General features: G+C 39.4%; 24 protein-coding genes. 10 read left to right on the forward strand and 14 right to left on the reverse strand.

The window, feature by feature from the left end:
* Positions 1–67: 67 nt before the first annotated feature.
* From ACX27_RS09740 to ACX27_RS09775, 8 genes are all read right to left on the reverse strand, one after another.
* Positions 68–1,519 carry an alpha/beta hydrolase family protein gene (locus tag ACX27_RS09740; protein ID WP_062291452.1) on the reverse strand — a complete coding sequence of 484 codons (1,452 nt, stop codon included), beginning with the start codon at positions 1,517–1,519 and terminating at the stop codon, positions 68–70.
* Positions 1,520–1,722: 203 nt separating this feature from the next.
* A complete protein-coding gene (locus ACX27_RS09745) occupies positions 1,723–4,686 on the reverse strand; it encodes an eCIS core domain-containing protein (RefSeq protein ID WP_235526576.1) in 2,964 nt (987 codons plus the stop codon).
* The gene (locus ACX27_RS09750) at positions 4,661–4,849 is read right to left on the reverse strand and encodes a hypothetical protein (protein ID WP_062291456.1); all 189 of its coding nucleotides are present in this window, start codon (positions 4,847–4,849) and stop codon (positions 4,661–4,663) included. Before ACX27_RS09750 ends, ACX27_RS09745 begins: the two co-directional genes overlap by 26 nt.
* A gap of 168 nt (positions 4,850–5,017) precedes the next feature.
* Positions 5,018–6,976 (reverse strand): ATP-binding protein, encoded by a 1,959-nt coding sequence (locus tag ACX27_RS09755; RefSeq protein ID WP_062291459.1) that lies wholly within the window; start codon positions 6,974–6,976, stop codon positions 5,018–5,020.
* Positions 6,977–7,151: 175 nt separating this feature from the next.
* Positions 7,152–8,267 (reverse strand): Kelch repeat-containing protein, encoded by a 1,116-nt coding sequence (locus ACX27_RS09760; protein ID WP_062291464.1) that lies wholly within the window; start codon positions 8,265–8,267, stop codon positions 7,152–7,154.
* A 27-nt stretch (positions 8,268–8,294) separates the two neighbouring features.
* Complete coding sequence (locus tag ACX27_RS09765) at positions 8,295–9,560, reverse strand: Pvc16 family protein (RefSeq protein ID WP_062291467.1); 1,266 nt, start codon at positions 9,558–9,560, stop codon at positions 8,295–8,297.
* A gap of 206 nt (positions 9,561–9,766) precedes the next feature.
* Entirely contained in the window at positions 9,767–10,450 is a 684-nt protein-coding gene (locus tag ACX27_RS09770; protein ID WP_062291470.1) for a response regulator, read from the reverse strand.
* A 125-nt stretch (positions 10,451–10,575) separates the two neighbouring features.
* Positions 10,576–11,625, reverse strand: a complete 1,050-nt coding sequence (locus ACX27_RS09775) for a sensor histidine kinase (RefSeq protein WP_235526659.1) — start codon at positions 11,623–11,625, stop codon at positions 10,576–10,578.
* A gap of 722 nt (positions 11,626–12,347) precedes the next feature.
* Here ACX27_RS09775 and ACX27_RS09780 point away from each other — a divergent pair.
* The 9 genes from ACX27_RS09780 (at position 12,348) to ACX27_RS35250 (ending at position 17,191) form a co-directional block, all read left to right on the forward strand.
* Positions 12,348–12,890, forward strand: coding sequence for a Pvc16 family protein (locus tag ACX27_RS09780; RefSeq protein WP_062291473.1), 543 nt, complete (start codon positions 12,348–12,350; stop codon positions 12,888–12,890).
* A gap of 78 nt (positions 12,891–12,968) precedes the next feature.
* Positions 12,969–14,636 carry a phage tail sheath family protein gene (locus ACX27_RS09785; protein ID WP_062291476.1) on the forward strand — a complete coding sequence of 556 codons (1,668 nt, stop codon included), beginning with the start codon at positions 12,969–12,971 and terminating at the stop codon, positions 14,634–14,636.
* 87 nt (positions 14,637–14,723) lie between these two features.
* A complete protein-coding gene (locus tag ACX27_RS32830; RefSeq protein ID WP_200929931.1) occupies positions 14,724–14,978 on the forward strand; it encodes a hypothetical protein in 255 nt (84 codons plus the stop codon).
* Positions 14,979–14,994: 16 nt separating this feature from the next.
* A complete protein-coding gene (locus tag ACX27_RS32835) occupies positions 14,995–15,210 on the forward strand; it encodes a phage tail protein (RefSeq protein ID WP_200929932.1) in 216 nt (71 codons plus the stop codon).
* Positions 15,211–15,262: 52 nt separating this feature from the next.
* Positions 15,263–15,727: a phage tail protein gene (locus ACX27_RS09795; RefSeq protein ID WP_062291479.1), complete on the forward strand. Its 465-nt coding sequence runs from the start codon at positions 15,263–15,265 to the stop codon at positions 15,725–15,727.
* Between the two features lie 106 nt (positions 15,728–15,833).
* Positions 15,834–16,325 carry a phage tail protein gene (locus tag ACX27_RS09800; protein WP_062291483.1) on the forward strand — a complete coding sequence of 164 codons (492 nt, stop codon included), beginning with the start codon at positions 15,834–15,836 and terminating at the stop codon, positions 16,323–16,325.
* Between the two features lies 1 nt (position 16,326).
* The gene (locus ACX27_RS09805) at positions 16,327–16,635 is read left to right on the forward strand and encodes a hypothetical protein (RefSeq protein WP_062291485.1); all 309 of its coding nucleotides are present in this window, start codon (positions 16,327–16,329) and stop codon (positions 16,633–16,635) included.
* 41 nt (positions 16,636–16,676) lie between these two features.
* Positions 16,677–17,048: a hypothetical protein gene (locus ACX27_RS09810; protein ID WP_062291488.1), complete on the forward strand. Its 372-nt coding sequence runs from the start codon at positions 16,677–16,679 to the stop codon at positions 17,046–17,048.
* Positions 17,045–17,191, forward strand: coding sequence for a DUF6760 family protein (locus ACX27_RS35250; protein WP_313934910.1), 147 nt, complete (start codon positions 17,045–17,047; stop codon positions 17,189–17,191). The genes ACX27_RS09810 and ACX27_RS35250 overlap by 4 nt, the downstream gene beginning before the upstream one ends.
* 1,288 nt (positions 17,192–18,479) lie before the next feature.
* Here ACX27_RS35250 and ACX27_RS09820 read toward each other — a convergent pair.
* From ACX27_RS09820 to ACX27_RS09840, 5 genes are all read right to left on the reverse strand, one after another.
* Complete coding sequence (locus ACX27_RS09820) at positions 18,480–19,793, reverse strand: ATP-binding protein (protein ID WP_062291495.1); 1,314 nt, start codon at positions 19,791–19,793, stop codon at positions 18,480–18,482.
* A 141-nt stretch (positions 19,794–19,934) separates the two neighbouring features.
* Positions 19,935–20,471, reverse strand: coding sequence for a methanogen output domain 1-containing protein (locus ACX27_RS09825; RefSeq protein WP_062291498.1), 537 nt, complete (start codon positions 20,469–20,471; stop codon positions 19,935–19,937).
* Between the two features lie 209 nt (positions 20,472–20,680).
* Positions 20,681–21,256 (reverse strand): HD domain-containing protein, encoded by a 576-nt coding sequence (locus ACX27_RS09830; RefSeq protein ID WP_062291501.1) that lies wholly within the window; start codon positions 21,254–21,256, stop codon positions 20,681–20,683.
* Positions 21,257–21,346: 90 nt separating this feature from the next.
* Positions 21,347–22,411: a choice-of-anchor A family protein gene (locus ACX27_RS09835; protein ID WP_062291503.1), complete on the reverse strand. Its 1,065-nt coding sequence runs from the start codon at positions 22,409–22,411 to the stop codon at positions 21,347–21,349.
* 395 nt (positions 22,412–22,806) lie between these two features.
* Positions 22,807–23,019 (reverse strand): hypothetical protein, encoded by a 213-nt coding sequence (locus ACX27_RS09840; RefSeq protein WP_062291506.1) that lies wholly within the window; start codon positions 23,017–23,019, stop codon positions 22,807–22,809.
* Positions 23,020–23,406: 387 nt separating this feature from the next.
* Between ACX27_RS09840 and ACX27_RS09850 the strand changes: the two genes are divergently transcribed.
* Positions 23,407–23,607 (forward strand): hypothetical protein, encoded by a 201-nt coding sequence (locus tag ACX27_RS09850; protein ID WP_062291514.1) that lies wholly within the window; start codon positions 23,407–23,409, stop codon positions 23,605–23,607.
* A 265-nt stretch (positions 23,608–23,872) separates the two neighbouring features.
* On the opposite strand, the gene ACX27_RS30795 is transcribed toward ACX27_RS09850, so the two are convergent.
* Positions 23,873–24,591 (reverse strand): IS1 family transposase gene (locus tag ACX27_RS30795; RefSeq protein WP_144427403.1). Its coding sequence is split into 2 segments (ribosomal slippage): positions 23,873–24,270 and positions 24,270–24,591, totalling 720 coding nucleotides; the frame shifts between segments, so codons are not numbered across the junction.
* Positions 24,592–24,600: the final 9 nt, after the last annotated feature.

Genomic DNA, 24,600 nt, shown 5'->3' on the forward strand with positions numbered 1-24,600 from the left:
ACAAATATCTATCTCCCAGGTCTTCCTTGTCTACCTTGTTTATATATCAAATAGGAAGGCTATCGGATTATTCTTGGTTGTTCTTAGAGAAGAAATTAGTGGCAGTCTCATAAAGAGATGATGCACCAGAGGCGATCGCATTTCCAACTTGTGATGCACCAGAAGCAATAGCACTTCCGGCTATTGATGCACCAGAGGCGATCGCACTTCCGGCTTTTTTCAAACCTGTGTAAGCTAATCTGGTGGGAACTTCTACTGCTGTACCTGCTAATCCAGCCGCACCAACCAACAAGCCACCAGCAACGGCAGTACCTTTATTGAGTGCCATCATCCTGCCTGCTTCGACTAATCGAGATTTTGTATAAGGACGAGTGGCATTTTCCATCATGGTGATATTTTTAGCATGACTACCATGACCTGCTTCGCCGACGATATCTTCAGTATTTAATAGCTGAGATGTGTGTGCTTGTTTAATTCTGGCCAGTGTAGAGAAATTTGCTAACCCTGAAGTTTCTAGATCATGTTCAAAAAATGTGCCTTTGAGATGTTCTCCTCCTGCTAAATCTACAATATCGCCTTTAGCAATGTGGTGAACTACCTCTGGTCTTTCTTCTTCGGGTAGCGATTCAATATTGTTGTGGTATTGCTTGGCATTTGGCGCAGCCGATTGAAATGTTACCAGTCGTCTCACCAAAGTTGGATGAGTACCAACAAAATGTTGAGCTAATGCGCCGCCTAAACTGTGACCTGTAACATCTATTTTGCCTGATTGCGAAACGATATTACCGATGTAGCCAGTGGGAACTTCCTTGAGTAAATTCTGAATACCACCATGTCCAGGAGAGTTAATATCTAAATCCTGCCATGCTGTTGCTAAATCACTGGTTCCGCGAAACGCCAACACGGGGTGTTTTCCGGCTGTGATTCCTTGTTCTGTCGGTAACAATAATCCATAATTCAATCCCTGACCAGAATTGACGACATTGCCATCAGGAAACCATTGTTCGTGAAATCCTTGTTCTCTCAACCATTCTTTATCTTGATCTGTCAAAACGTCGTGATAAATCAAGCCATGACCAATTTTTTCTAAATCGATATCTTCGGGGTTAATTTGCGTTGTTCCATCTTGGACTTGAGTAGGGTCAATGTCTCGGTTGAGAATCTGATTTTGACTGCGCTGAATAGCCATGACAACAGGCATATCAAGCCGTTGCATAGCTTCCTTGACTAAAGTTTCAGTTTCTTGCTCATAGGTATCTCCTGGTTCACCAATTGCAAGTTTCATCTGAATGCGTGGCGGTGGTGGTGGTTGATAACCAGGAGGAAAAACGGGGATGTTGGCGAAGTTGTTTGGAGAAATTAATGTATTGTTTTTAACTGCTTGTGGCTGTAAATTGGGCGTTTGATTGCTATCTTCTGCTTCAGTGGAGACAACAAAAGGACGGGGTGCGAATGGATTAACTATTGCATCGGAGTGATTTGTAGAAGGTTTAGCTGCTTTGGGTTGTCTGTGATACATTGTTATCCTCCGATATTTCTGTGCAGCAGAACAACCACCGTCGGTTTGCGGTAAAATTGTTGTCAAAATTTGGCACTATCTTACTGAAGATAATTAGCGATCGCTCATATTGATACTCTTGTTTACATAGATTGCGTCTTCAGCCAACTAAAAACCTGCTCTACTGAGGTTTTTTGGACTGATCTTCGAGGATTATAAATCCATCAAACCTCAACAGCGCGGATATGTTCTATACCATCTTTCAACATCTGAGTTTTTTTAACTTCAAACTTAGTTCCAGGCATCAACAGTACCTCTTTTTCGCTAGGTATTTCTGAAAAATAAGAGATGTCTCTGCCGCCTTTTCCTTTTAGTTCCAATTCCAGCAGTACAGGATGTGAAAATTTACCATCAGAATACCGTTCAACAAAATCCCAGGCTTTATCAATGTCTTTGCTAGTGCTTGTAAACTGTTTGAACGAGAGTGATTTACCACTGTACATTAAGGAGACACTCCCCTTCCAATCGCCTCGATAAACTGTAATTCCATTAGCGGGTGGGAAATTTTGGAGTGCTTCGACAGTCATATTAGCGTGCAATTTCAACTCCGAATACAGAGTTTCAGCAATTTGAGCAATTTTGGGATCGAGACTTCTACGTTTTGTCTCACGTTCTTCAGGGGAAAGTGTGGTATCTGCAAGCTCATTATCCACTTGATTCTTGAGTGGATCTAACGATGCTGTCCATTCTTCGTAATGTTCATCTAGGTAATCCAACCTCTGTTGTAATTTATCTATCTTTGCCTGCAATTGCTGTTGCTCCAGGACATCTGTAGATAAACTGAGTTGATTTTCCAAATCTGTTCGCTGATTTTCCAAAAGGTTAACTTCGCTGTGGTGATCTACAACACCATGCAGTTTCTTTCTCAATGCGATTTTAGCCATAGGAGCAGGCAAAGTCATGACTGCATTTAAAAGTGCGTGCATTCCCCCCGTATAACCACCTATCGCTGTCAGATGGGCAGGACTTAACTTGTCGTACAATTCTTCAGGGTTAGTACCTTGTTGTTCTAACTCTTTAGAAAAATCGCTTCTGTTGGGATCAGTCTGATCGTAGTCATCCGCCTCTTGTTCAAGTTCTTCGTACCTGTCTTTAGCATTATCTACAATATCTTGACCTGGTTCGATTAGCCTTGGCTTTTGGTCATCAGTTTCCTCTGCCATCTGCATATACAAATACTCATGGGGGAACATCCGATCCTTGCACACAGAACTCCGTAGTTCTGCTATGCTCAGGGGCGGAATATTCATATACATATCGATGACATTTGATGTGGTTTCTTGACCACCATTAACACCAACAATATGAGAACCTCGGAAAATTTCATACAGTGAGTGATCCCATGAAGTTAACATCCATCCCATAATTGCCAAGCGAAAGTCTAGCTCATTGACACCTGGAACATTTAACCATTTAAAAGCACTCAGCATTCGAGAGGTTGTGCCGGAAACCCCTGCAACTACAGGCGCACCCAGTTGATCGTGTACTTGTTTATACCAACTGGAATTAGGATCAATTGTAAACCAAGCCGTTCCCTCTACCCATTCCAGTGGCAACTCAGGCCCCTCTTCACCCGGTTGCAGATCGGATTGTCGCACGTTATTGATCGTTTTTGGCGCAGGCAGAACCTTCAAAATTTTCTGAATTTTGGGCTTACCTTTGTCATTCAACACAGGTTTGTTATCAACCCCATATTCGTATTGAACTTCAACGCTTCCTCCTTCCACCTTGAACTTGTCTAACAAAGCATTGCCATCTGTGTCATATTCGATTTGGTCGTTAGGGACTTCTTCGATGTCAAATCCCATCATCGTCAGTGGTTTGTTTTGTGCAGTCAAAAATTCCTTCTCTCGGTCGGAAAGCGACGCACCCATGAGTTCGTAATCTCTGGGAGTTTTTTTATGCGACCCCGTTGCCTTCTCTTGTGCTGAACGATCTTTGCGATCTTTTTGGCTCATCGTCATCTCATAGGTTGCCCAGGTGTCATCTGACTGGGCAGTCAAGTTACCCAAAGCAAAAATGTCTTGAGTATAGTTGTAAGCCTTGTCAGGTTTGAATAAATTTACAAGACCGTGTTTAATTGCTCGGCCTGTTCCCTTGAGATATGCTGATTGACTACGGAGAGCATTTTCATTGAGGTCAAGGTCTTGAGCTGCTTGCCAATTGTCATTCAGAGTGATGTCGTGCAGGATGGCTTTAAAACTTTCGCTTAAGTTTCCACCGTAACCTCCCTTATAATACGCTGCATTATAAAAAGCAGTCATTAACTCACGGATATTACCAGTTTTGAAAAGTTTTTTAATTGCCGCACCACTCATCGCTTCACCGACCTGACCAGCACTTGTGGTGTCATCTTTAAGAAATGCTTTTTTCCGAATCTCTTTCACCGTAAGTTCTTTGTAATACTGCCGCAACACAAGATCAAGCTTGTCAACAGACGCTTTGGCAGCAGCGCGAGCTTTAGGATGATTGAAACAGTAGCCACCCAGTCGTTGTTCAAAATTTTCAGCTTCTTCATACCATTTCGGATGTTGGAGAATCTTTTGATAACCTTCCTTGAAGGGACGCTCTCCTATAGCCAATCTCTGAATAGTTGTACTTTGACCATTCTGCTGCACTACATGAGTCAATTCATGGGCGATTAATTCCTGTCCCCCACGGTTTCCTGGCTGATATTCACCTTGGCGGAAGAAAATATCTTTTCCTGTGGTGAAGGCTTTTGCTTGAATTGATTGGTTTAATTCGTCAGATTGAGCATCAGCATGAATTCTTACAGCACTAAAATCAGCGCCAAAGGCTTGTTCCATTGGTTCCCTAATACTTCCTGTTAGGGGCTGTCCGCTACTTCTGGCTTGTTGGATTGACTGTTCTAAATCAGGTGTTGTAGTCATTCCACCTGCACCAGACAAACGCTGCACCATTGGTTTCATGCGTACTTCTTCTTCTTCCGGTGCAGCTTCACGCTGAACTTGTTGAGTTTCTGGTGCATTAATTTGCTGGACGACATCTGCGGCTAACCTATCTGCTTCCTGTTCGTATTGGTCACCCGGCTGACCAATGGTAAGCTTCATTTGAATGGGTGATGGTTGCGTAGTCACATTACTAGGAAATACAGATATATTTGGCAAATTTTTTTGTCTTCTCTGATTTAGCCTCCAAATCAGAGGTTTGGTTGTTGGTGATTTCCTCATCTGGCTGGACGACAAAACGGCGTGGTGCGAATTGATTGGTGGTTGAGGTTTCAGCAGAATTTGTCGAGGTCTTTTTTGTTTTGTATTCTCTTGTATACATTTACTCAACTCTCCCAATCTGTGAAGTCGTGGTTAATCATCCAAGCGTAGTTAGTATCAATTTTGGCACTCTTATTGAGGAATTAGTTAGCGATCGCTACCATTGTTCACAGAGTTAAAAGCAGGCGATCGCATTTTAATTTACTTGCCTGAAATATAGTTTTTCCTCCTAAATCCAACCTTTTACCTCTGTATCTGTCAATGGTCGTTCTAGTTTTGCGTATTCACTCTTGGCAGCCTGTAAAATATATTTCATTTCTACTGCTTCCCCAGCATCGGCGGCTAAAAAGGCGGCATTCAGGGCAATGTTACGAATATTACCGCCGGATACGTTTAATTTTGCCAATTTACTAAAGTCTAAATCTTGGGTGGGTGTTTGCTGCGGAAAGATGCGTTGCCAAATCTCGGTGCGCTGAGTGACATCAGGGAAGGGAAACTGGACAATAAACCGAATCCGGCGCAGAAATGCTTGGTCTAAGGAAGCTTTTAAGTTGGTGGTGAGAATAGCTAAACCCCGGTAAGATTCCATACGTTGGAGTAAATAGCCGACTTCAATATTGGCGTGGCGGTCATGGCTGTCTTTCACTTCGCTACGTTTGCCAAATAAGGCATCTGCTTCATCGAATAGTAAAATTGCGCCGCCTGCTTCTGCCGCATCAAATACACGGCGTAAGTTCTTTTCTGTCTCGCCAATATATTTACTCACAACTTGGCTTAAATCAATGCGGTACAAATCTAAACGCAGTTCATTAGCAATCACTTCAGCAGCCATTGTCTTACCTGTACCACTAGCACCTGCAAATAAGGCACTAATCCCTAAACCTCTGCCGCCTTTGTTGCCAAATCCCCATTGTTCATAGACTTTAGCCCGTTGACGCACATGGGCTGCAATATCGCGTAAAACTTGACGTTGGGCTTCTGCTAAGACTAAATCATCCCAACTAACACTTGATTCTATTGGTTGGGCTAATTCATCTAAACGCGATCGCGCTTGCGAACGGCAGGTATCCCACAACAGAGTAGGGAGTAGGGAGTGGGGAGTGAGATTTTGAGTTTTGAGTTTTGATTTGCCTATGGCTTCTGTACAAACTGTGTGAATACTAGAGGCGCTGAGGCTGAAGTGAGACACTAGGATATCTACGTGACCGTTGAGGGTGGTGGCTACTTCACCTAAAGCATTTTGCCAGATGGTGCGTTGTTCGTCTGTGCTGGGTTTGGGAACGTCGATCGCAATTATTGGTTTTTGAGTAAATCGCCTGCGTTCATGGCTGATGATAATTAAGGGACTGGATATATTTGCCATCAAACGAGCGATCGCACTTTCTTTGGCAGCATCGCTACTATCAATTTCCTCACAATCTAATAGTAGTGCGCTGTTGTGAAGCATGGATTCTCGATCCCACAAACGCAATAAATCATTGATTTCGTTGGTTCGCAGGCTAGGAATTGCACCTGCTGACATGATGTGTAAATTAAGTTTGAGTAACTGACAAGCTGTAGAGGCGATCGATTTTTTACTACTTACTTCATCTCCACATAATTGAATAATGGGTAAAGTTATTCCTTCTCTAGTATTTGCCCAAGTTGTTGCCAATTGTTCTGCCAAAATCTGATGAGAATTTACATGAGCAATATTTTGGGTTTCAAGAGATTTTACTAAGCCTTGTAATCTCTCATCCAAATTATTCAATCCCAGCAAATAATGTAAAATTCGCTCATCAATTCGTAACGAACTGAGATTCAAACTAGAACCTTCAGCAATTTGAATTAACTGCCAACCTCGCAACGGTGCATGAGGTGTTAAAGCATTCCAATGTGCTTGAGGTAGAACTAATGTTGCCAACATAAAAGTTGGATAAGGTTTACCCACACCAGCTACTGCATTGCCACATAAAAAACCCCAATTAGGGTCTAGTTCCATACCAATACACAATAGTAAAATATAACGTTCAAAATCTGTTAAACCAAAAATCCGACAAAGATTATTCAGTGCGGCGTTAGGCAAAGTATTTTTAGCACTCGATTCTAATGGCGGATTTTCCTGATTATTTGTGTTTATTTCTAAGAATTTCCGAACTACAGAGAGTTCATTCATCAAATAATTATAATTATCGACTTGCCATTGCATTTAGTATTTATCCTTCTTTAAAAATTTAGCTATTTTCTAATACAGCATTTTTTATCCCAATGAGGTAAATTCATCTAGTATGTATAGGGGGTGTTAGGCGTAAGCCGTAACGCAACGAAAACTTTGAGTAGATGCGTTACGCTGTCGCTAACACATCCTACGTCCATTTCAGAAATCAAATATTAGTCCTATCTATCATCTCCAAAATGTATACTTCATTGTCATAGCTATTATTCCCAGCCCACGTATCAATCCATAAGCCACCATAGACAATCATTTGCTGATTAAACTGTATAGTAGAATGACCAAATCTCGGAGGAGGAAATTTACCGACGACTTCGGGAATTAATGCTTGATAATTATTGGAATTATTATTTTCATCATCAAGCATATTTAATATTATTAAATCGCCAATAGTTACATGACTAACACCATCCCCAGGAGCCATACCAGCAAATAAAACTAGGTTATCTCCAAATTCGCCATAGCCATGAATAGTGCGGCAGGGAATTACATTTTCTTCATCATCAAATTCATCTTCATACTCATCATCTTCTATTTCATTTTCATTTTGGGAATAAATTTGATATCTATAATTATCTATACCTATAAAGTTAGCTAATCGCCAAGTATTGATACTATCCAAATTACCTAGTTCTAAAGTTAAAATATCTTGGCAAAATCCCCCATAAGCTGCATCACCTAAAAACTTAACTAATGTCTGACCACGTACTTTTAAACCAGCAAGAGCAGAACTGCGGCAGTTATTAAATTGAATATTTAACCAGCACATTTTGGTAATATCTAATATATGTAAGTCATCTCGTGCTGAGTAGATATCATAAGACCCACCATCAATCAATAATTTATCTTGAAATAAAACAGAACTGTGATGAGTACGCGGATCTGGTGGTATACCATCAGGGGTAATTTCTGACCATTCCCAAGTTTTTAAATCAAGGGAATGAATAGCCACATCACTAAAGATAAAGCCGCCATCTTGCGCTGCTTTATATCCTCCCCAAACCAGCATTTTATCTTGGTATAAAACTGCTGTATGAAAGCTTCTCGGTTCGGGTATTTGTCCTGAAATTTGCGGCTGTTTCCAAGTCCAGGAAGTTAAATCTAGTAAATGAACATCATTGAAAGTTTCATAAGTATTATTATCTTCTCCACCAAAAATAATCATGGATTGGTGATACAAAATGGCAGAATGTCCATATCTCGGCTGAGGATAAATACCTTGAGCTTTAGGATGTTTCCAAATAAATTTAGGGATAGCAGCCTGCATAATTATGCTGTAAATAAAATAAAAAATTTAAGAAATAACTACTACTGGCCCGATATATTGTTCAAATGTATGACTATTTGAATCTGTATCAACTGTGAATAAACTTTCTGCACCATCTACAATTAATCGGACTAAATAACTTCCTGGTAAACAATCATGAATAGCAAAGGTAATTGAGTTGGAACTATTGCGCCGATGTTTGGTTTGATCAGTAGAATAACCAGTAAATTGGGTGAGGGAAAGTTCTGTTAAAACTAAGGTTACTTGTTGTGTTTTTTCAATGTTTAAGTTAACAGTAATAGTTATATCTGCCGATCGCAGTTCATCACCTCTACCATGTACATTAGATACAGTCATATCTAAGATAGTCGGACGCAGCAAAATCGGCACAACGTTGGAGTTGACACGCTGTTGGGGATGAATTACCTGTAAACTTTGAACACCAACCCGCAGTGATTCTATAGGTATGGTGGAAAGATCCAAAGTAATTTGCTTGTCAGTCACAGTTTGGGGAGAGACTGTAATATTACCAATACGGACTTGAGTAATATCTGCGCTTAATTTATTGCCTTGAATTAATAAGGTACTGGTTGCAAGAATTAATGGTGTTGGTGCATTTTGAGTTTGCCAGATTTTTGATAATTCTTCGGCTACCTTGATGTAAGCGATCGCAGGTTGGTATGGTGTAACATGACGCTGAAGATTGCGGACGGGTAAGGGTTTTTTCGGGAGTTCACCGCTATCGATTAAGACCACACTAACTTTATAAGCTAATGATAAAGCGTAGGGTGTTTGAAAAAATACCGTCCAAATTTTGGAAATTTCTTCGATATTTAAATCAACCGGAGAAATGGCGATCGCTTCTACTTGTTCAGCTAAATTAGAATCAGCTAAAAACGTAAAAGTTGCATCGCTAACTGTCTCCTGAATCATTGCTTGGGTAAGAATCGATTTGCTGTTGAAGGTACGAACCACACTACCTATAAGGCGCTGCGGTTCTAGTTCCACATCGTTACCGTAACAAGTCAGTAAGTAGTATAAATCTAAACCTGTTTGCTGTCGCTTAGTATATTTCTCATCGGAATAGCGTTGTCTTAAATCAGCACTCCGCCAAGCACTATTGAGCAGAATATCATAAAGATAGACGTTCACTCCTGCTTCTGGTGTAGCATTATTCAGGCGATCGGGTCTTAGGGTTGTCACCCGCGCACCATCCACCTCTACTTGAACACTGGCTTGCAATGTTCTTTGCAAAGTTGCGGTGACAGTGGCGATGGCTAAATAGTTACTCATTGTTATAGTGCTGAGTGCTGAGTGCTGAGTGAATGATTATGGTGTTATGTAATGAAGAAAGTGAGACATTAAAGTTTTTGAAAGTAAAAAGTAATGATTTTAATTGAATAATATTGAACAACTTGTCTCTCAACATTTTTCGGATAAACTCCCTTGTATTACTTAAAAAAATACTCAGTAGTCAGCACTTTCAACTCAGCACTGAATTATGGACAAACCAAACCGAGTTTTAAGGCTTTGACAATGGCTTGGGTGCGGCTGGTGACGCTTAATTTTTCAAAGATGGCTGTTAAGTGTGCTTTGACTGTGGCGACTGTAATATATAAATTACCTGCGATTTGTTCATTAGAAGCACCTTGAACTAACCAATTTAAAACTTCTTGTTCTCTTTCGGTCAGATGAATACAATTATTGCCGAAGCTTAATGAATTGCCTGTGTAGTAGTGAAATAATCTAAAAAAGGCAGTGGCGACGGCTGGTGGTAAATAAACTTGATGATTAATTACAGTAGTAATGGCTTCACACAATTGTGTTGCTAATTGGTCTTTAAATACATAACCACAAGCACCAGCCTGCATCGCACGAAATATCCATTCATCTTGTTGATGAGCAGATAGTATTAATACTTTGCCGTTATAAGATAATTCTCCTAGACGGTTTAGGGCAGTAATGCCGTTTTCTGGTGGTAATTCTAAATCTAGTAAAATTAACGCTGGATGTTGTTCAAGAGTTAATTTCACTGCTTGTTCAACAGATGCAGCTTCTCCAATGACATTTAATCCTATATTATTGCTACTTGTATAAAAGTTTAACAAGGTGCGTATTCCTTGACGAAAATGCGGTTCGTCATCAACCAGTAGAATCGAGATTACCTCTTTTTTAGGATTCATGGTAGTGTGCCTGGGATATTAAAGAGAAGTCTGAAATTTGAAGTATGAAGTCTGATTCAGCCGAGCATCTGAAACTGTAAGAAGCTGGCAATATTTAAGTCTGATTACTTTTTACTTTTACTTTTTTATTTTTGCCTTTGATAAGGTAATGTAAAGGAAAATTGAGCGCCACCTGTGGGGAGATTGTCTGCCCATAAGTTGCCTTGATGTGCCAAGATAATTTTTTGCGCGATCGCTAGTCCTAAACCTGTACCACCTACACGGCGAGAATAATAAGGCTTAAATATTTGCTTCAATTCTTCTGGTGCAATTCCCGAACCGCGATCGCAAATTTCAATTAGTACTTCATGACTATAGGTGTACCAATTGCAAGTTATTGTCCCACCACAGGGACTGAAATGAATTGCATTCCCTAATAAATTATCCAACACCTGTTTCATCTGCCAGTTATCTACGGTCACATATAAAGACTGCTGCGGATAGTTAATTGTTAAATTTTTTTCTGTTAATAAATGTTGTAAACTTTTAACACATTCCCCAATAATTGTTTGCAAATTATATTTTTTTAAGTTTAAGTTTGCTCGTTGTCCACGGTAAAGCAAATCAGTTAATTTAGCACTTAGTTCATCTACTGTTTGCCGAATTAGAAGAGCTTGTTCTTGTAAGCTACCTTCTGGTAATGTTAAACGTAGATTTTCAGCATAGAGATTAATCAATGCCAAAGGATTTCGCAATTGATGTTCGGCTTGTCCGAGAATTTGAGATAAAGCTAAAATTTCTTGTTGTTGTTGCGATCGCTCTCTACAAATTGCTAAATAATTACTTAGTATTTGAGCATTACCCAGCAGTAATTGTTGCTGTTCCACAGACAGCAACTTGTGAGTACATATCAATATATATTCACCAATGGCCAAACTCTGTCTACTAATTCGACAAACATAACTATGATAAACATCTGATACTGTTAATTCCGTAACTTTCAAAACTGGGAAATCATCTCGCCACCAACTTTCTGCTTGCAAATATGCCAAATCTGGATGGAATTTTCCAGATGCAAAAGAACTTGTGGGAAAATCCTGTGGAATCTGCACAGAACATAACTGCTCTGAGCTATACTCAGCCACTGTATAACGTTTTTCTGTTTCTATATCGTGATAAACAGTCCAGATAGCCACAATCGGCAATAAAAAAAGTTAATTGTTGAATAGTCAGCTGACAAATTTGATGAAAATTTAACTCTGACAATTTACTTTCTGAACTGTTTACCAACAAAGGTAGCGGCAATTGAGAGGTTAATTTTTGTGTAGCCACCCTCATCCTGTTTTACACTCCGAAACACTATAACAACTAAGAAGCATGAGGAATGCTAACCAATCTCAGATATTCTTTGCTTGGATAAATTATGCTTCTTACTGTATAAATACGGACGAAATCAGCTTACTCTACAGCTTTTAAAATTGGGGAATTTAAAACAATAAATTTACAATATCGACCAAAGTCTAATAAACGCTAGACAACTAGATCCCTAAGCTAGAAAGAGTTAGCCCAATAGTGGCAAATTAGCCCACAAAAAAGCCTGCTCAAGAAATAATTCAGGAGTCAGAAGTCAGTATGTAGAGGGGAAACCAGGGTATTCTGTGCGAAACCGCAAATGAATCAAAGGGTTTAATACCTCCACTAATTGATTCTGAATTCTGGGTGCTGAGTTCTTCTATAGTTAGAGGTTCATTTTGTGCTGTCAGCCCTCCATCTTCCGTAAGTATGGTAGCAAAGTAGTTACATTCTGCTTGCGGAACTCTGGTAAGAATGCTTCAACCTCCATAGATTCATACTGGCGGTAACAACTACCAGCCAGAGTGATTAAGGGAGCATTTCAGTCACCCTGCTGTTGTGTTTTATGATCCCAGCTGCTACCCAGACTTTAGCAAAAATTTTAGCTGGCGGGATTTCCCTGCTCAGTACAGAGCAAATTGATTTCAACCATCCTGGTGTGAAACAGAATATTAACCCTAGGCTGAATTTATATTGTTACAACATTCAAGAAAGTGTTGACAAACAACAGTCTAATTGTCAGCAACCAGCAGACAAAAGGAAATTACTCTTATTAACACCAAGGTGGTTTGATGTCTCATTTTTGGTAAGTGCTTGGGATTTCACCAGTTTAAGTGAACAGCGTATCTTATCCGAGGCATTAATACTACTTTTGCATCATCACTCATTACGAGAAGAAGTACTGGCTCCAGCACTGCGCGGTCATGGCGAATTAGCAATGACCGTTTCGGCTATTCATCCTTTGGATGCTGCGGCTTTGTGGAATGCTCTAGGAGTACCATTACGTCCAGCTTTGTATGTGACATTAACAATTCCCCTAAACCTGGATAGTAATTTTGTCACTCAGCCAGATTTGATTGACTGTTCAAAACCAACACAAAAAGTCTGAAGTGTGGAGTCTGAAGTATGAAATTTGATCCTTCATACTTCAGACTTCACACTTCAAAAAATAGGAAAACCAAGTGTTATGCCAAGATTAGATTATTTTGCACCTGGTGTCTACGTTGAAGAAGTAGACCGAGGTAGTCGACCCATAGAAGGGGTAAGTACGAATATCGCCGGCTTTATCGGTTTTACCGAAGATGTCAGAGGCGATGCGGAATTGTTTAAACCGATGTTGGTGACATCGTGGAACGAATATTTAGAATACTTTGCTAAACAAGGTTCTGATGGTTACACCGATTTTGATGCTTATTTACCTTTTGCGGTAAATGGTTGGTTTCTCAACGGTGGTGGACGTTGTTGGGTTGCGAGTATCGGTACGAAACTACCTGGTTCTCAGCCACCACCACCAGAAGAAACCGCCCTCAAAATTCGCACTAGTGGGAACCGTCCTGCTTTAAGTTTTGCCCTCAAGCCAGCGGAAGATGATGATGATAGTGCAGAAGGTAGAGTTAATGTTTCTGTAACTGAAAGTGAACCGCGTCCGCCAGAAAGCCCAGAAGCAGAACCACCCGCAAATACTGGTGAATTTTTCAAAGTCATAATTAGCCGCAATGGTGAAATTCTGGAAGAATACGACCATTTATCCATGAACCCGCAAATTGATGCGGCTGTGGGTAGTTATGCAGTGACAGCTTTGCAAGGCTCGCAATTTGTCACGGTTGCAGACTTAGAAACACCAGGACAACCCCTATCTCGTCGACCAGCCAACGGTAATTACGAAGTTAGTCCGCCGCCAGTGGTTTCTACTCCTGACCGTTTCCCCAGAGATGTGCAAGGTGTCAGAGACGATCGCACCGGGATGCAAGGTATCTTTGAAATTGATGAAGTTACCATGATTGCTTTTCCTGACTTGATGCGTGCTTATCAAAACAACATCTTGGATTTGGATCAAGTCCACGGCATCATGGAAGCGATGGTCAGTATGTGTGAAAATACTGCCCCCAACCGGATGGTAGTGTTAGACCCACCTCCGTGTAAAGGTGGTGGTGCGCCTGTACCTCCCACCCAGGTGAAGCCCCAGCACATGGCTCAGTGGTTGAGTGCATTTAACAGGCGATCGCAATTTGCCGCCCTCTACTATCCTTGGATTAAAGTCCCCAACCCCCGCAACGGTGGCAGACCAATTTTAATTCCTCCTGGCGGTCACATGCTGGGCGTTTGGTGTCGCACCGATGAAACTCGCGGTGTCTACAAAGCACCCGCCAACGATACACCCAGAGGAGTCATTGGCCTCGCCTACGAAACCAACCTGCGCGAACAAGAATTACTCAACCCCCTAGGTATTAACTGTATCCGTACTTTCCCCAACCGTGGTATCCGTATTTGGGGCGCTCGCACATTGGTAGAACCAGATAACGTCCAATGGCGTTATATCAGCGTCCGCCGCTTGATGAGCTATATCGAGAAATCAGTAGAACTCGGTACTCAATGGGTAGTATTTGAACCCAACGACCAAGACCTATGGGCGCGTGTTACTCGTACCGTCAGCAACTTCTTAGAAAGACTCTGGCGTGAAGGCGCTTTGTTTGGCGCTTCTGCTGCGGAAGCCTTTTATGTCAAATGCGACTCTAGCATCAACACCCACGAAACCATGATGTTGGGTCGGTTGTACATCGAAGTTGGTGTTTGTCCTGTGCGTCCGGCGGAATTCGTCATCTTCCGCTTTAGTCAATGGTCTCCTAACCAATAAAAGTAAGTGCATAGGTGTAAGGGAAATCATACTCCCCTACACCCTCACACCCTAATACCCTCTATCACAAACTAAGGAGCTACAAATATGCCTGAATTAAAACCGATTGCTGCTAGTAATTTCTACTTTGAAATTGATAGCATGACCGACATGGCTTTTACCAAAATTGGTGGTGTCAAGTTTGAAGCTAAAGTCAAAGGTCAAGATAAACCTTTGATGTCAACAAAAGGCGGTGTTACTCTCAGACAAATTAACTCTGCGGGATTTGAAGGACTATTTACAATTGACGTTTCCACCCTCATGAGTGGAGATAGTGATAGCACCAGCAAAAAAAATGTATGATTGGTTCAAAAAATGTATGCCCAAGACCGAAAAAGGTGAAGGCAAATGGGCAGAAAGTAAAAAGACAGGCTCTATAGTTGCTTATGATACTGATGGCAATGAAGTGCTGCGTTGGGATTTAAAAGAAGCTTGGCCTTCTCAATACAAAATTGGAGATTTAGATGTGACTGGCAACGACTATATTGAAGAAACTTACACCTTGACTTGTGAAAATATCAATCGCAAAAAATAAATTTTGTCCATTTTTTAAGTTAATTATTACGTATTTATCTGGAGGTTGATTTATGGCAGAGTTTATCTCTAATGCCAAGTTTTACTGGGAAGCTGATGGTTTAACTGATGTTTTGGTCAAGAAAGTCAGTGGTATGCAAATGAAAATGATAGTTGCAGGTGGAGATGCGCCTATTGGTGTCACCAAAGATGGTAAAACTCAAACCCAGGCTACTATCGGTGGCGTAGAATGTTCAGAGATTACCTTGGAGTGTGTAGCAACTGCTGATTCTAAACAACTCCTAGATTGGTATAACAAATGCCATGCTGAAGCACTTTCTGGAGGTAAATCAGAAGGCCGCAAGAACCGTAAGCTAGGCAAACTTTCTATATATGATGGCGAACAAGAAAAAGTTCAGTACGAATTTACAGATGTCTTTCCTACCAGCTATGCAACAGGTGATTTTACAGCCGGTAGTGGTGATTTGTTAACAGAAACAGTCACTGTTGGCTTTACTTATTTTGAAAGGAAGAAATAAGTAGAAGTATGAAGTATGAAATATGAAGTATGAAATATAAAATTTTATGCTTCAGGTTTTAGACTTCATACTTTTTTATCATATTAATTGTTATCTAGTAAACTTTATGGCAGATTTTCCTGAAATTCTCACAAATAGCCGATTTTATCTAGAATTAAAGCTCACTGGTAGCCAAGAACCTGTGGATGGCTATTTTATGGAATGCCAAGGTTTTCAAACTACACAAAAAGTAATAGAAATTTCTGAAGTTACTCCCCAAACTTGGGGTAAAAATGGCAATACGAGTGGTAGAATTATCACTACAAAAATTCCTGGTAATATATCTTATTCTAATATTGTGTTACGGCGTGGTTTAACTATTTCAATGACTATGTGGAATTGGTTAGCTGCCGTACAAGAAAGTAAATGGGGTGACGAAAGACGAGATGGTTCTTTAGTCATTTATAATCAAGCTGCGGAAGAAAAATTCAGATTGGAATTTAAAAATGCTTGGCCTGCTAATTATAAAATTAATGATGTGAGTGCCGCTGGTAGCGAACATGAAATTGAAGAAATAGAAGTAGTAGTAGAAGAATTAAAACGAGTAAAAGTAGCATAGAATGTTGCAAACTGAATTTGAATTTACTTTACCGAAAGGGTATCTCGATGCAGATGGTAATTTACACCGTAAAGGCGTGATGCGTTTATCTAGAGCAATGGATGAAATTATTCCCTTACGTGACCCTCGTGTAAAATCAAATCCAGCTTATGCAACGGTCATCATTTTATCTCGTGTCATTACTAAATTAGGTGCTTTAGAAGAAGTAACACCTGCGGTTGTAGAAGATTTCTTTGCCTGTGATTTAAGCTATTTGCAAAATTTTTATCGTCAAATTAATGAATTAGAAGAAATGGGAAGTGGCGAGTAGGGAGTAGAAGGAAATCACAAATGACAAATAACAAGTGACCAATGACAAACATTCATACAGAATTTAACTTTACTCTTCCTAGAGGTTTATTAGATGCTGAGGGAAATTTGCATCGCCAAGGTGTGATGCGGTTGGCGACAGCAAAGGATGAAATCATTGTCGAAAAAAATCGGGCTGCTCAGGAAAATGTCACCTATGCTGCGATCGTTATGCTCTCACAAGTAATTACTCATTTGGGCGATTTAACAGAAATTACTCCGAATTTACTGGAAAATCTTTTCTCTAAAGATTTGGCATATTTGCGAGAGTTTTACAATCGAATTAATCAGCAAGGTGATGCAGAAATTCCTGTGCAGTGTCCCCAATGTCAGACTAAATTTCAAGTGGAGTTAGCTTTAGCGGGGGAATCATAGGCTACCCCTCAGATTTACTACATGAGGAGGTAGCCTGTATTGCGTTTCACTTTCACTGGAGTTTAGCAGATATTCTCACTTTAGAACATTCTGAGCGTCAACGCTGGGTGAATGAAATTGGTAAAATAGTGCAGCCAGAGTAACTGAGAAATTTTATATCATATAGGAAAATTTTTGGGTACATACTTTAGGAAGATGCCCTGCTATTTAACTCAGTCTAAATTTATTCTGGTGTGTCAAATAACTGCTTTCTACAGAGGTTTAGCGTTGAGCTAAACCTTTTTTTATAATTGATGTTTTTGTAAAAAACTAACTGCTACAGAATAGCTGGCTATTTCAGAATAAATTTTACCATAAATATCAAATGAAAATAAATTTTTTCTATCCTTAGACAGATAGCTGAAATAAATTATGGTCAAAATTAATATAGCAATCCTAAATAATTGATAAACATCTCTGCCTTGTCTCTCTTTTCTCTTTTGTTCCCATATCAAATAAGATTGTTATCTGTCCTCCTTGTCTACCTTGACTTCGTGGTTTGCATATCATAATTTATCATTTTTGTACACAACTAAAAGGAAGATGAACTGCATCTGATGAGGAGATAAATTATCTAGATATGGTAAACACCTGGTATATATGGGCTTGGATATCAGCCAAGCCTTTTTCATATTTTTGAGACAAATAAATTTATTTTTAAATTAGTGATTATTGAAATATTTAATGGGTTTTTATTATGTATTATATCCACAATTTATACGTTATTTGAATATAGTTACTTTTTGTCTTAAACTCCTATCAATTTGCCTGGAGTTTAGGTACATCCTCAAGATAGATGAGGTCTATGAAGGAAAGTAATAAATTAATTGAGTACGTTGTTAAGCACAGCAATTTTTAAGGTTTGGCTATTGACCAAACCTTTTTTTGTTGCTTGATTGTTTGGGAAATATATTTATGTTTATTTATGAGTAGTGTAAGCAGAAAAAGATAATTTTTGATTTAAGCAATATCAGTTATTTAATTATTTGTATACATCCTTGAGAGAGATGAACTAACGGATGACCTAGGATAAATTAAGCTTGGTGTAGTAAATGCTTGGTATACATAAAGGCTTGGTTCCCCCAAGCCTTTTTTTTGTACATCTTTGTAGTGTCATATTATGACGAAATCTTATCTTATATCAAGTTCAAGTAATCAGTTACGATTCCCTACATCTGTGCAGAAACTTCAAAACCCTCTCTTATGCTCCCCTGCGTCCTCTGGCCCCTCAGCAGGTCAAACGCATCTAAATGTTGGCGAAGTAGTTCATCTGAACTAAAAAAAGTATGGGGAGCGATCGCGGGTGGAGTGGAGGTAAACAATCGAAAATGGATGATAAAGTGATAGTCAGGCAGTAGAATCAAGCTGATATGAAACGGTATAAATTCTTCTTCAACCTTGCTCAATGGGTAACTCAATACTAAATTCAGTTCCCCAACCTGATTCAGACCTCATATTAATTTGACCACCATGCCCTTCTATAATTTGGTAACTAATCGATAAACCTAACCCAGTTCCTTGTCCGACGGGCTTAGTAGTAAAGAAGGGATTAAATATTTGATGCTGAATCTCAGTAGAAATACCGTTACCGTTATCCTTGATGCGAATTGCAATATAGCAGTTATTGAATTTCTCCGTGCGAATCCAAATGCGATTGGGGTGATTTTGTCTGAATTCTGGCGATCGCAATTTTTCTGTTTCTTGTAAAGCATCAATCGCATTATTTAAGATATTCATAAACACTTGATTGATCTGCCCAGGAGAACAATAAATTAAAGGCAATTCACCATATTCCTTAATCACTTCAATACCAGAATACTCCGCACTAGGCTTGAGACGACTTTGTAAAATCATCAATGTCGCCTCTAAACCTTGATGAATATCAACCACCTTGAATTTTGCTTCGTCTAAGCGAGAGAAGTTTCGCAAAGATTTCACAATCTCAGCAATTCGTTCTGCACCCATCTGCATAGAACAGAGCAACTTTTTGATATCTTCTTGCATAAAGTCAAGCTCTATATCATCAATTGCTTGCTGAATTTTTTGGCTAGAATGGGGAAATTCTTGCTGATATAGCTGAATTAGGTTGAGTAAATCATTGTAATATCCACTGGCATACCTCAGATTTCCATGAATAAAGGTAATCGGATTATTAATTTCATGGGCAATGCCGGCGACTAACTGTCCCAACCCAGACATTTTTTCGGTTTGCACAGCTTCTAGCGCACTTTGCAGTTTAATGAGAGTGTGTTTTAAGGTTTCATTTGATTGTGCTAATTCTGCTTGAATACGCTGGCGCTGCTGAATTTCTTGACTCAAAGCATGAATTTTTTGGTTCAGCACTACGAATTCGTTTTTTGTACGCTTTTCTAAACGGAGTAAATTAATTGCTGGAATTTGATGCGATCGCGGTTGAATTACTGCACCTTGACTACGACAAGCAATTCCCTCGCCTTCAGTTTGGTGGATAGTGAAAGCACCCAAAATCATTTGACGACTTTGGGCGCACATTTTAAGATAGTCAATTACTTTCTCTGGAGATTCCCTGACAAACTCACTCAAATACTGACCAATCAAAGCTTTACTAGTTTTACTAAACAATTTAGTAGCAGCTTGATTGACTGCCAAAATTTCACCTGCACTAGTTACCAGCAGCATAGGTTCTGGCAAAATCTGGGCAAAGGTTAAAAATTGATCAGGTGTCATGATCTTGAGGTATCACAGCAGAATTTTTGCCATTGCACGAAACACTAACAGAGTAAAAGTGAAAAGACTCAGCCATGTTTGAGGAAATTAACTTTAGCCGAGACATATTACAGCCACGAGATTATCAGCTTCATGCTGCTACTATACTTTGAAGTATTCTTGTCCGGCAAATTCCTCGGATGCGTCACTCGGTTGGAGATGAATAATCACAGTGCATTCCTTTGCACCTCTAGCGATTGTGTCTTTTAACTCTACCCTGGCATAACCGAGATTATCTGCTGCGATCGCACCAAATATATTCGATGTCATCACACACATAGCTTCACGTCCTTCTACCTGTTCTGCAAAAGGACATTTACGATTGCCTAAAACAATCTTTTCATCACTTTCTTCAATCACGTAAAAGTCACCTTGAATCCGGCGCTTCCAATCTACAAGAACAGCAGTTACCTGCTCACGGGAAAGATTAGATAGTTGCAACCCGTGATGATATATCTGATTAACGTGCTGACCTGTTCGATAGCCAACTACATTCAAAAAACCTGCTGCCTCTTCAATACCAACAACATCTTGTAAAGTTCCTGCCAATTCTCGAATGATAGTTCGCAAAAACTGGTCACGTTCTATAGGTAGTTCTAAAGATTTTATCTGATCGTCAAGCAAAGATGTTTGAACCATAATGAAGTTATTTCCTGGATATCTACACAGAAGAATTTTCAATAGCACTATACTTAAGGAAAATCAGCGAAATATCAAAATATATTTCTTAAGTACTATTGACACCCAACTAGTGATAGTTTTCCCTAATTAATTGCAAAACTCACATCAACACAAAAAAATCCAGAATTTAGAAGCCAGAGTTCCGAATTTAGCTGAATGCGACTAGTTTAAACATCCTCTGAATGTATATATGCCTTGTAATCTTCAATTTTACTAGCCAATCTTGTAGCCAAAAACGGACTCGCATCTTTCAAAGCTTCATAAATCTCTATAGCTTCTTCTCGATATTTAACAATTTTTGCTTGACTCCAGTAATGTGGTGGTGCTTGGAGGTTGCTGATTCTATCTGCTAACTTGACCATCCAGACTTCTGGAGGTTGTTGTTTGATTCTCTTTAAACTATCAGCCATTTGTAGATGTTTCACCAAACTATTATCTTTGGTTAATGCAAGTACACCTTTGGCAACTGCTTCACCAAACTCGGCTTTAATTTGTTCAAAAGTTGTATCCGTATCTTCTATGGTGTCGTGTAAAACTGCACATTGAATTGCTAAATCACAGTCAGTTACTTTTTCCGCACTTAAAGCTGCAATTAATTCCATACTAACAAAACTCAAGTGCATGATATAAGGTAGTTCTGAACCCGGCATTTTTTGGTTTTGATGTGCGATCGCAGCAAATTTATAAGCTTTAATATAACTTTCTTGTGACCAGTTTTTTGGATTAATTTGATTTTGATTCATATCAAATATTTAATAACTTAAAAGTTCAGATACCCGACTTATTTAAGAAATCGGGTATCTTTTTATTCAAAAATGATTGCAGGTTACTGACTAAATTTTCTCACTAGTAATGGCTGATTTAGTGAATAATTTATTCCGGCGAGAAAAGCCAAATAAACCAACTACAAAAAGTAACCCCATAACTGTACTTGGTTCTGGTACGGTAGTTGAAACAGGAGGCTCAGGTTTTGGGTTAGTTGGAGTTTCAGGTGTTTCGGGAGTGGGATTAGTTGGTTCAGTTGGGGTTTCTGGCTGTGGCTTGGGTATATTAGGTAAGTTACCAGCAAACTTAGTATTGTGAAACTCACCACTACCGGATAACGAAGAAGCTACTAAAGTTCCTTCTACATTCCCATTATTAAATAGGACATTAGCTTTAGTTGCAAGTACACTACCATAGAATGAGAAACCAGTAGTTTTTACTTGAGTAGCATCAACAAAGTTAAACAAAATATTTTGCTTATTTAGTCCATTAAGGTTAAGTCCAAAGTTACTAATGTTGACGCTATTACCTAAAATATTAAAAATTACTGTAGAATTACTACCTACTCCAGCAATATTCAGATAAGTGCTGTTAGAAAACTGTGAACCATCAATAGTAAAAATATTTAAATCACTATTGTTACCCTGAAGATGAATTCCATTCCATTTATACTCTGTAGTACCTGTAGAGCTTAACCCACCTAAAGATTCAGAAAGATAAGTTAATTCTTGGCGGGCTGCCTCAAAATTGAGCGGTGTACCTGAACTAACACCACAATTTGGAGAACAGTTAAAATTAACAGAAGTTTTAACACTACCACCTACAACAGCATTACCACCAAAAATTTGACCACCGTTGTAAGTTAAATCTCCACCTACTATCAGTCTAGTATCTGTACCATTAGAATTAGCTAAACGGTCAGCAATCCCAAAATTGCTGAATGTAGCATTACCACCAACAGCTACACGACCTTCAGAGTCAGAACTTTGATTCATGTCTCCAAACACGAAGACATTATAATCTTGCGCGACTCCCAAATTAACAGCCATAGCTGGTTCTATTAAACTCGCTAAGGTAACTGTAGCTAGAGATAGAGGAATCACAGCAAATTTTGTTTTGTGTTTTATCGACATTGTTAGTATGACTAAATAACTGTATTACTAATGTAATTTCTATTCAATTAATGTTAGATAAATGCAGCATAAAATTCTAGAGAAAATATCATCTCATAAAACTAGTTAAATAACCGTATTTTCCACAGTATCCGAAACAGACGATATTTTTTCATAGTATTTATACGGTGAAATTCGTCCTGGAATATTCACAAAATCATTTCAATATATAGCCCAAAAAGATGTCCGACTTCTTGAAGAGAATCAGGGGTAGGGTACTGGGCGCAAGGGGGAATAATCTTCCCTCTGCTGGTCGCCGAGCGAAGTCGAGGTGCTACCTCCCCACATCTTTTAACCATCCTCTTGACATTATCAGAAATACATACTACAAATGTAATATAAGAGTAACAGCCCACTCAAAAGGCAAACACTAATCCTTGTAGAACCTTGATAACTCGATAAACACAACTATTTTCGGCATTACCCACTTTTGGGGCCGCGATTGGCGTTCGACTGCTCCGAAACCAACAAACGGACGGTTGCAGGATTTGGGTTCGATTCCCGACGGCTTCATTTGCATTGACGTTGATTGAAGTTATTGCAACTTTAATCAACGTCAATGCAATCATGAAAACATGGGTCTGTAGCTCTAACGGTAGAGTTCCCGGATTCCACTTGTGTCCTAACCGAAAAAGCTTACATACTAGCTCAATAGTAGAGCGATCGCTTGGAAACGATAAGTTGCAGGTGCGATTCCTGCGTGTGTTACCACGGCTTTTTCAACTTGCATGAGGAGTGAGTGCAACTCTCACAGGGAGGGTATCGGTTCAATTCCGATCAGATCCACTCAGGACTTACGCACAAAGGTTGTCTATTAAGAATGGGTGTAAGGGTGTAAGGGTATAGGGGTGTAAGAGTTGTTTACACCTACACCCTTCTCGAAAACCTGGGTTTTTCGTTTTTTTGCGTCAGTCCTATGACTAATACTTATTTGTAATTTAAAAGAGGTGATTCCAATGGTTCATATTCGATTTGAAGGACGTTCTGTTGATGTTGCAGAAAGACAACTAGGAATTGTTACAGGAATGAATGATGTAGCAGTCAAAGAACAGGTAGCGCGACATTTAGATGTCAATAACGATCGCCTTTCTGCTTACATAGTAGATCGTCGCCCCAGTGGTGATTTGATTGTGCGTCCTGAAGCTGTCTACGGTTGAAGACCCTTATTTTCCGTGTCCTGACACATCAAGCATACATACACATTGATAACGGCTCTAAGGTAGTAAAATTCGAGCGATCGAACTAGCGAAGCATGATTTCTAAGTCTCTCGCAGATTTAGCGTGCCTGTCCACTGCCAATATTTGGTAAGAACGGCCGTAGTTGTAACAAGCTTTTTGAACTTGCACGGAATTCTTTCTAGTAATAGGTAGATAGGACAGTGGTCAATGAAAAAATTTGGCGTTGCTGAATCACAAGATGAATTATGCGATCGCTATATCCTCGCGGGGGCTTTGCTCCCGCATTGGAATACAACGATGCTGGAGATAATAAACTAACAATCTAATAGAGAGTTCCAGCATTTCTACTGACTTAGAATAACAAAAAGTCTTTCTATGTAATCGGGCTAAATAATGTCTTAATCTGCTATTTTCACCTTCTACTCGTGTCATATAAGTTTTACACACAAGATGGTCTTCTTGATTAATAAAACATGGATAAACCGGATAGCCATCCGTTACATAAAAATATGAGTTCCACGCTTTAATCCTCTGCCACAACTGTTGAAAAGTTTCTGAACTTCTATCTCCTAAAACCCATCCTAAAATCCCCGAAGTCTTGTGGTTGACTACACTCCATACCCAAATTTTGTTTTTTTTGACCCGACAAAAGTTTCTAATTCATCAATTTCAGTTATTTCAGGTATTTCAGCTGTTTCGGGATGTTCTGGTAACTGACCACCCATTTGTTTCACCCAATAAATTACTGTTGTATGATGTACTTTTTTTACTCTTTCTATGGCACGGAAACCAGAACCATTAACATACATTTCTAAGCATTCTCGTTTAATTTCGTCACCATAACCCTTTTGATTGTGATATTCAATAAATTGACGACCACAATCTGCACAAATGTAGTTTTGTTTACCTCTTTGTCTACCGTTCTTACGGATATGAGAGGAATTACAACGCGGACATTCCATGAAGATTCA

Origin of the sequence: Nostoc piscinale CENA21 (genome assembly GCF_001298445.1) — a bacterium.
Taxonomy (GTDB): domain Bacteria; phylum Cyanobacteriota; class Cyanobacteriia; order Cyanobacteriales; family Nostocaceae; genus Nostoc_B; species Nostoc_B piscinale_A.

Coding starts and splice junctions, on each gene's coding strand:
- ACX27_RS09770 (WP_062291470.1), bottom strand. CDS start 10,450: ATGAATCCTAAAAAAGAGGTAATCTCGATTCTACTGGTTGATGACGAA.
- ACX27_RS09740 (WP_062291452.1), bottom strand. CDS start 1,519: ATGTATCACAGACAACCCAAAGCAGCTAAACCTTCTACAAATCACTCC.
- ACX27_RS09805 (WP_062291485.1), top strand. CDS start 16,327: ATGTTGCAAACTGAATTTGAATTTACTTTACCGAAAGGGTATCTCGAT.
- ACX27_RS32830 (WP_200929931.1), top strand. CDS start 14,724: ATGCCTGAATTAAAACCGATTGCTGCTAGTAATTTCTACTTTGAAATT.
- ACX27_RS09755 (WP_062291459.1), bottom strand. CDS start 6,976: ATGCAATGGCAAGTCGATAATTATAATTATTTGATGAATGAACTCTCT.
- ACX27_RS09840 (WP_062291506.1), bottom strand. CDS start 23,019: ATGATTGCATTGACGTTGATTAAAGTTGCAATAACTTCAATCAACGTC.
- ACX27_RS09850 (WP_062291514.1), top strand. CDS start 23,407: ATGGTTCATATTCGATTTGAAGGACGTTCTGTTGATGTTGCAGAAAGA.
- ACX27_RS09825 (WP_062291498.1), bottom strand. CDS start 20,471: ATGGTTCAAACATCTTTGCTTGACGATCAGATAAAATCTTTAGAACTA.
- ACX27_RS09750 (WP_062291456.1), bottom strand. CDS start 4,849: ATGTATACAAGAGAATACAAAACAAAAAAGACCTCGACAAATTCTGCT.
- ACX27_RS09780 (WP_062291473.1), top strand. CDS start 12,348: ATGATCCCAGCTGCTACCCAGACTTTAGCAAAAATTTTAGCTGGCGGG.
- ACX27_RS09765 (WP_062291467.1), bottom strand. CDS start 9,560: ATGAGTAACTATTTAGCCATCGCCACTGTCACCGCAACTTTGCAAAGA.
- ACX27_RS09835 (WP_062291503.1), bottom strand. CDS start 22,411: ATGTCGATAAAACACAAAACAAAATTTGCTGTGATTCCTCTATCTCTA.
- ACX27_RS09760 (WP_062291464.1), bottom strand. CDS start 8,267: ATGCAGGCTGCTATCCCTAAATTTATTTGGAAACATCCTAAAGCTCAA.
- ACX27_RS09810 (WP_062291488.1), top strand. CDS start 16,677: ATGACAAACATTCATACAGAATTTAACTTTACTCTTCCTAGAGGTTTA.
- ACX27_RS09800 (WP_062291483.1), top strand. CDS start 15,834: ATGGCAGATTTTCCTGAAATTCTCACAAATAGCCGATTTTATCTAGAA.
- ACX27_RS09785 (WP_062291476.1), top strand. CDS start 12,969: ATGCCAAGATTAGATTATTTTGCACCTGGTGTCTACGTTGAAGAAGTA.
- ACX27_RS32835 (WP_200929932.1), top strand. CDS start 14,995: ATGCCCAAGACCGAAAAAGGTGAAGGCAAATGGGCAGAAAGTAAAAAG.
- ACX27_RS09830 (WP_062291501.1), bottom strand. CDS start 21,256: ATGAATCAAAATCAAATTAATCCAAAAAACTGGTCACAAGAAAGTTAT.
- ACX27_RS09795 (WP_062291479.1), top strand. CDS start 15,263: ATGGCAGAGTTTATCTCTAATGCCAAGTTTTACTGGGAAGCTGATGGT.
- ACX27_RS09820 (WP_062291495.1), bottom strand. CDS start 19,793: ATGACACCTGATCAATTTTTAACCTTTGCCCAGATTTTGCCAGAACCT.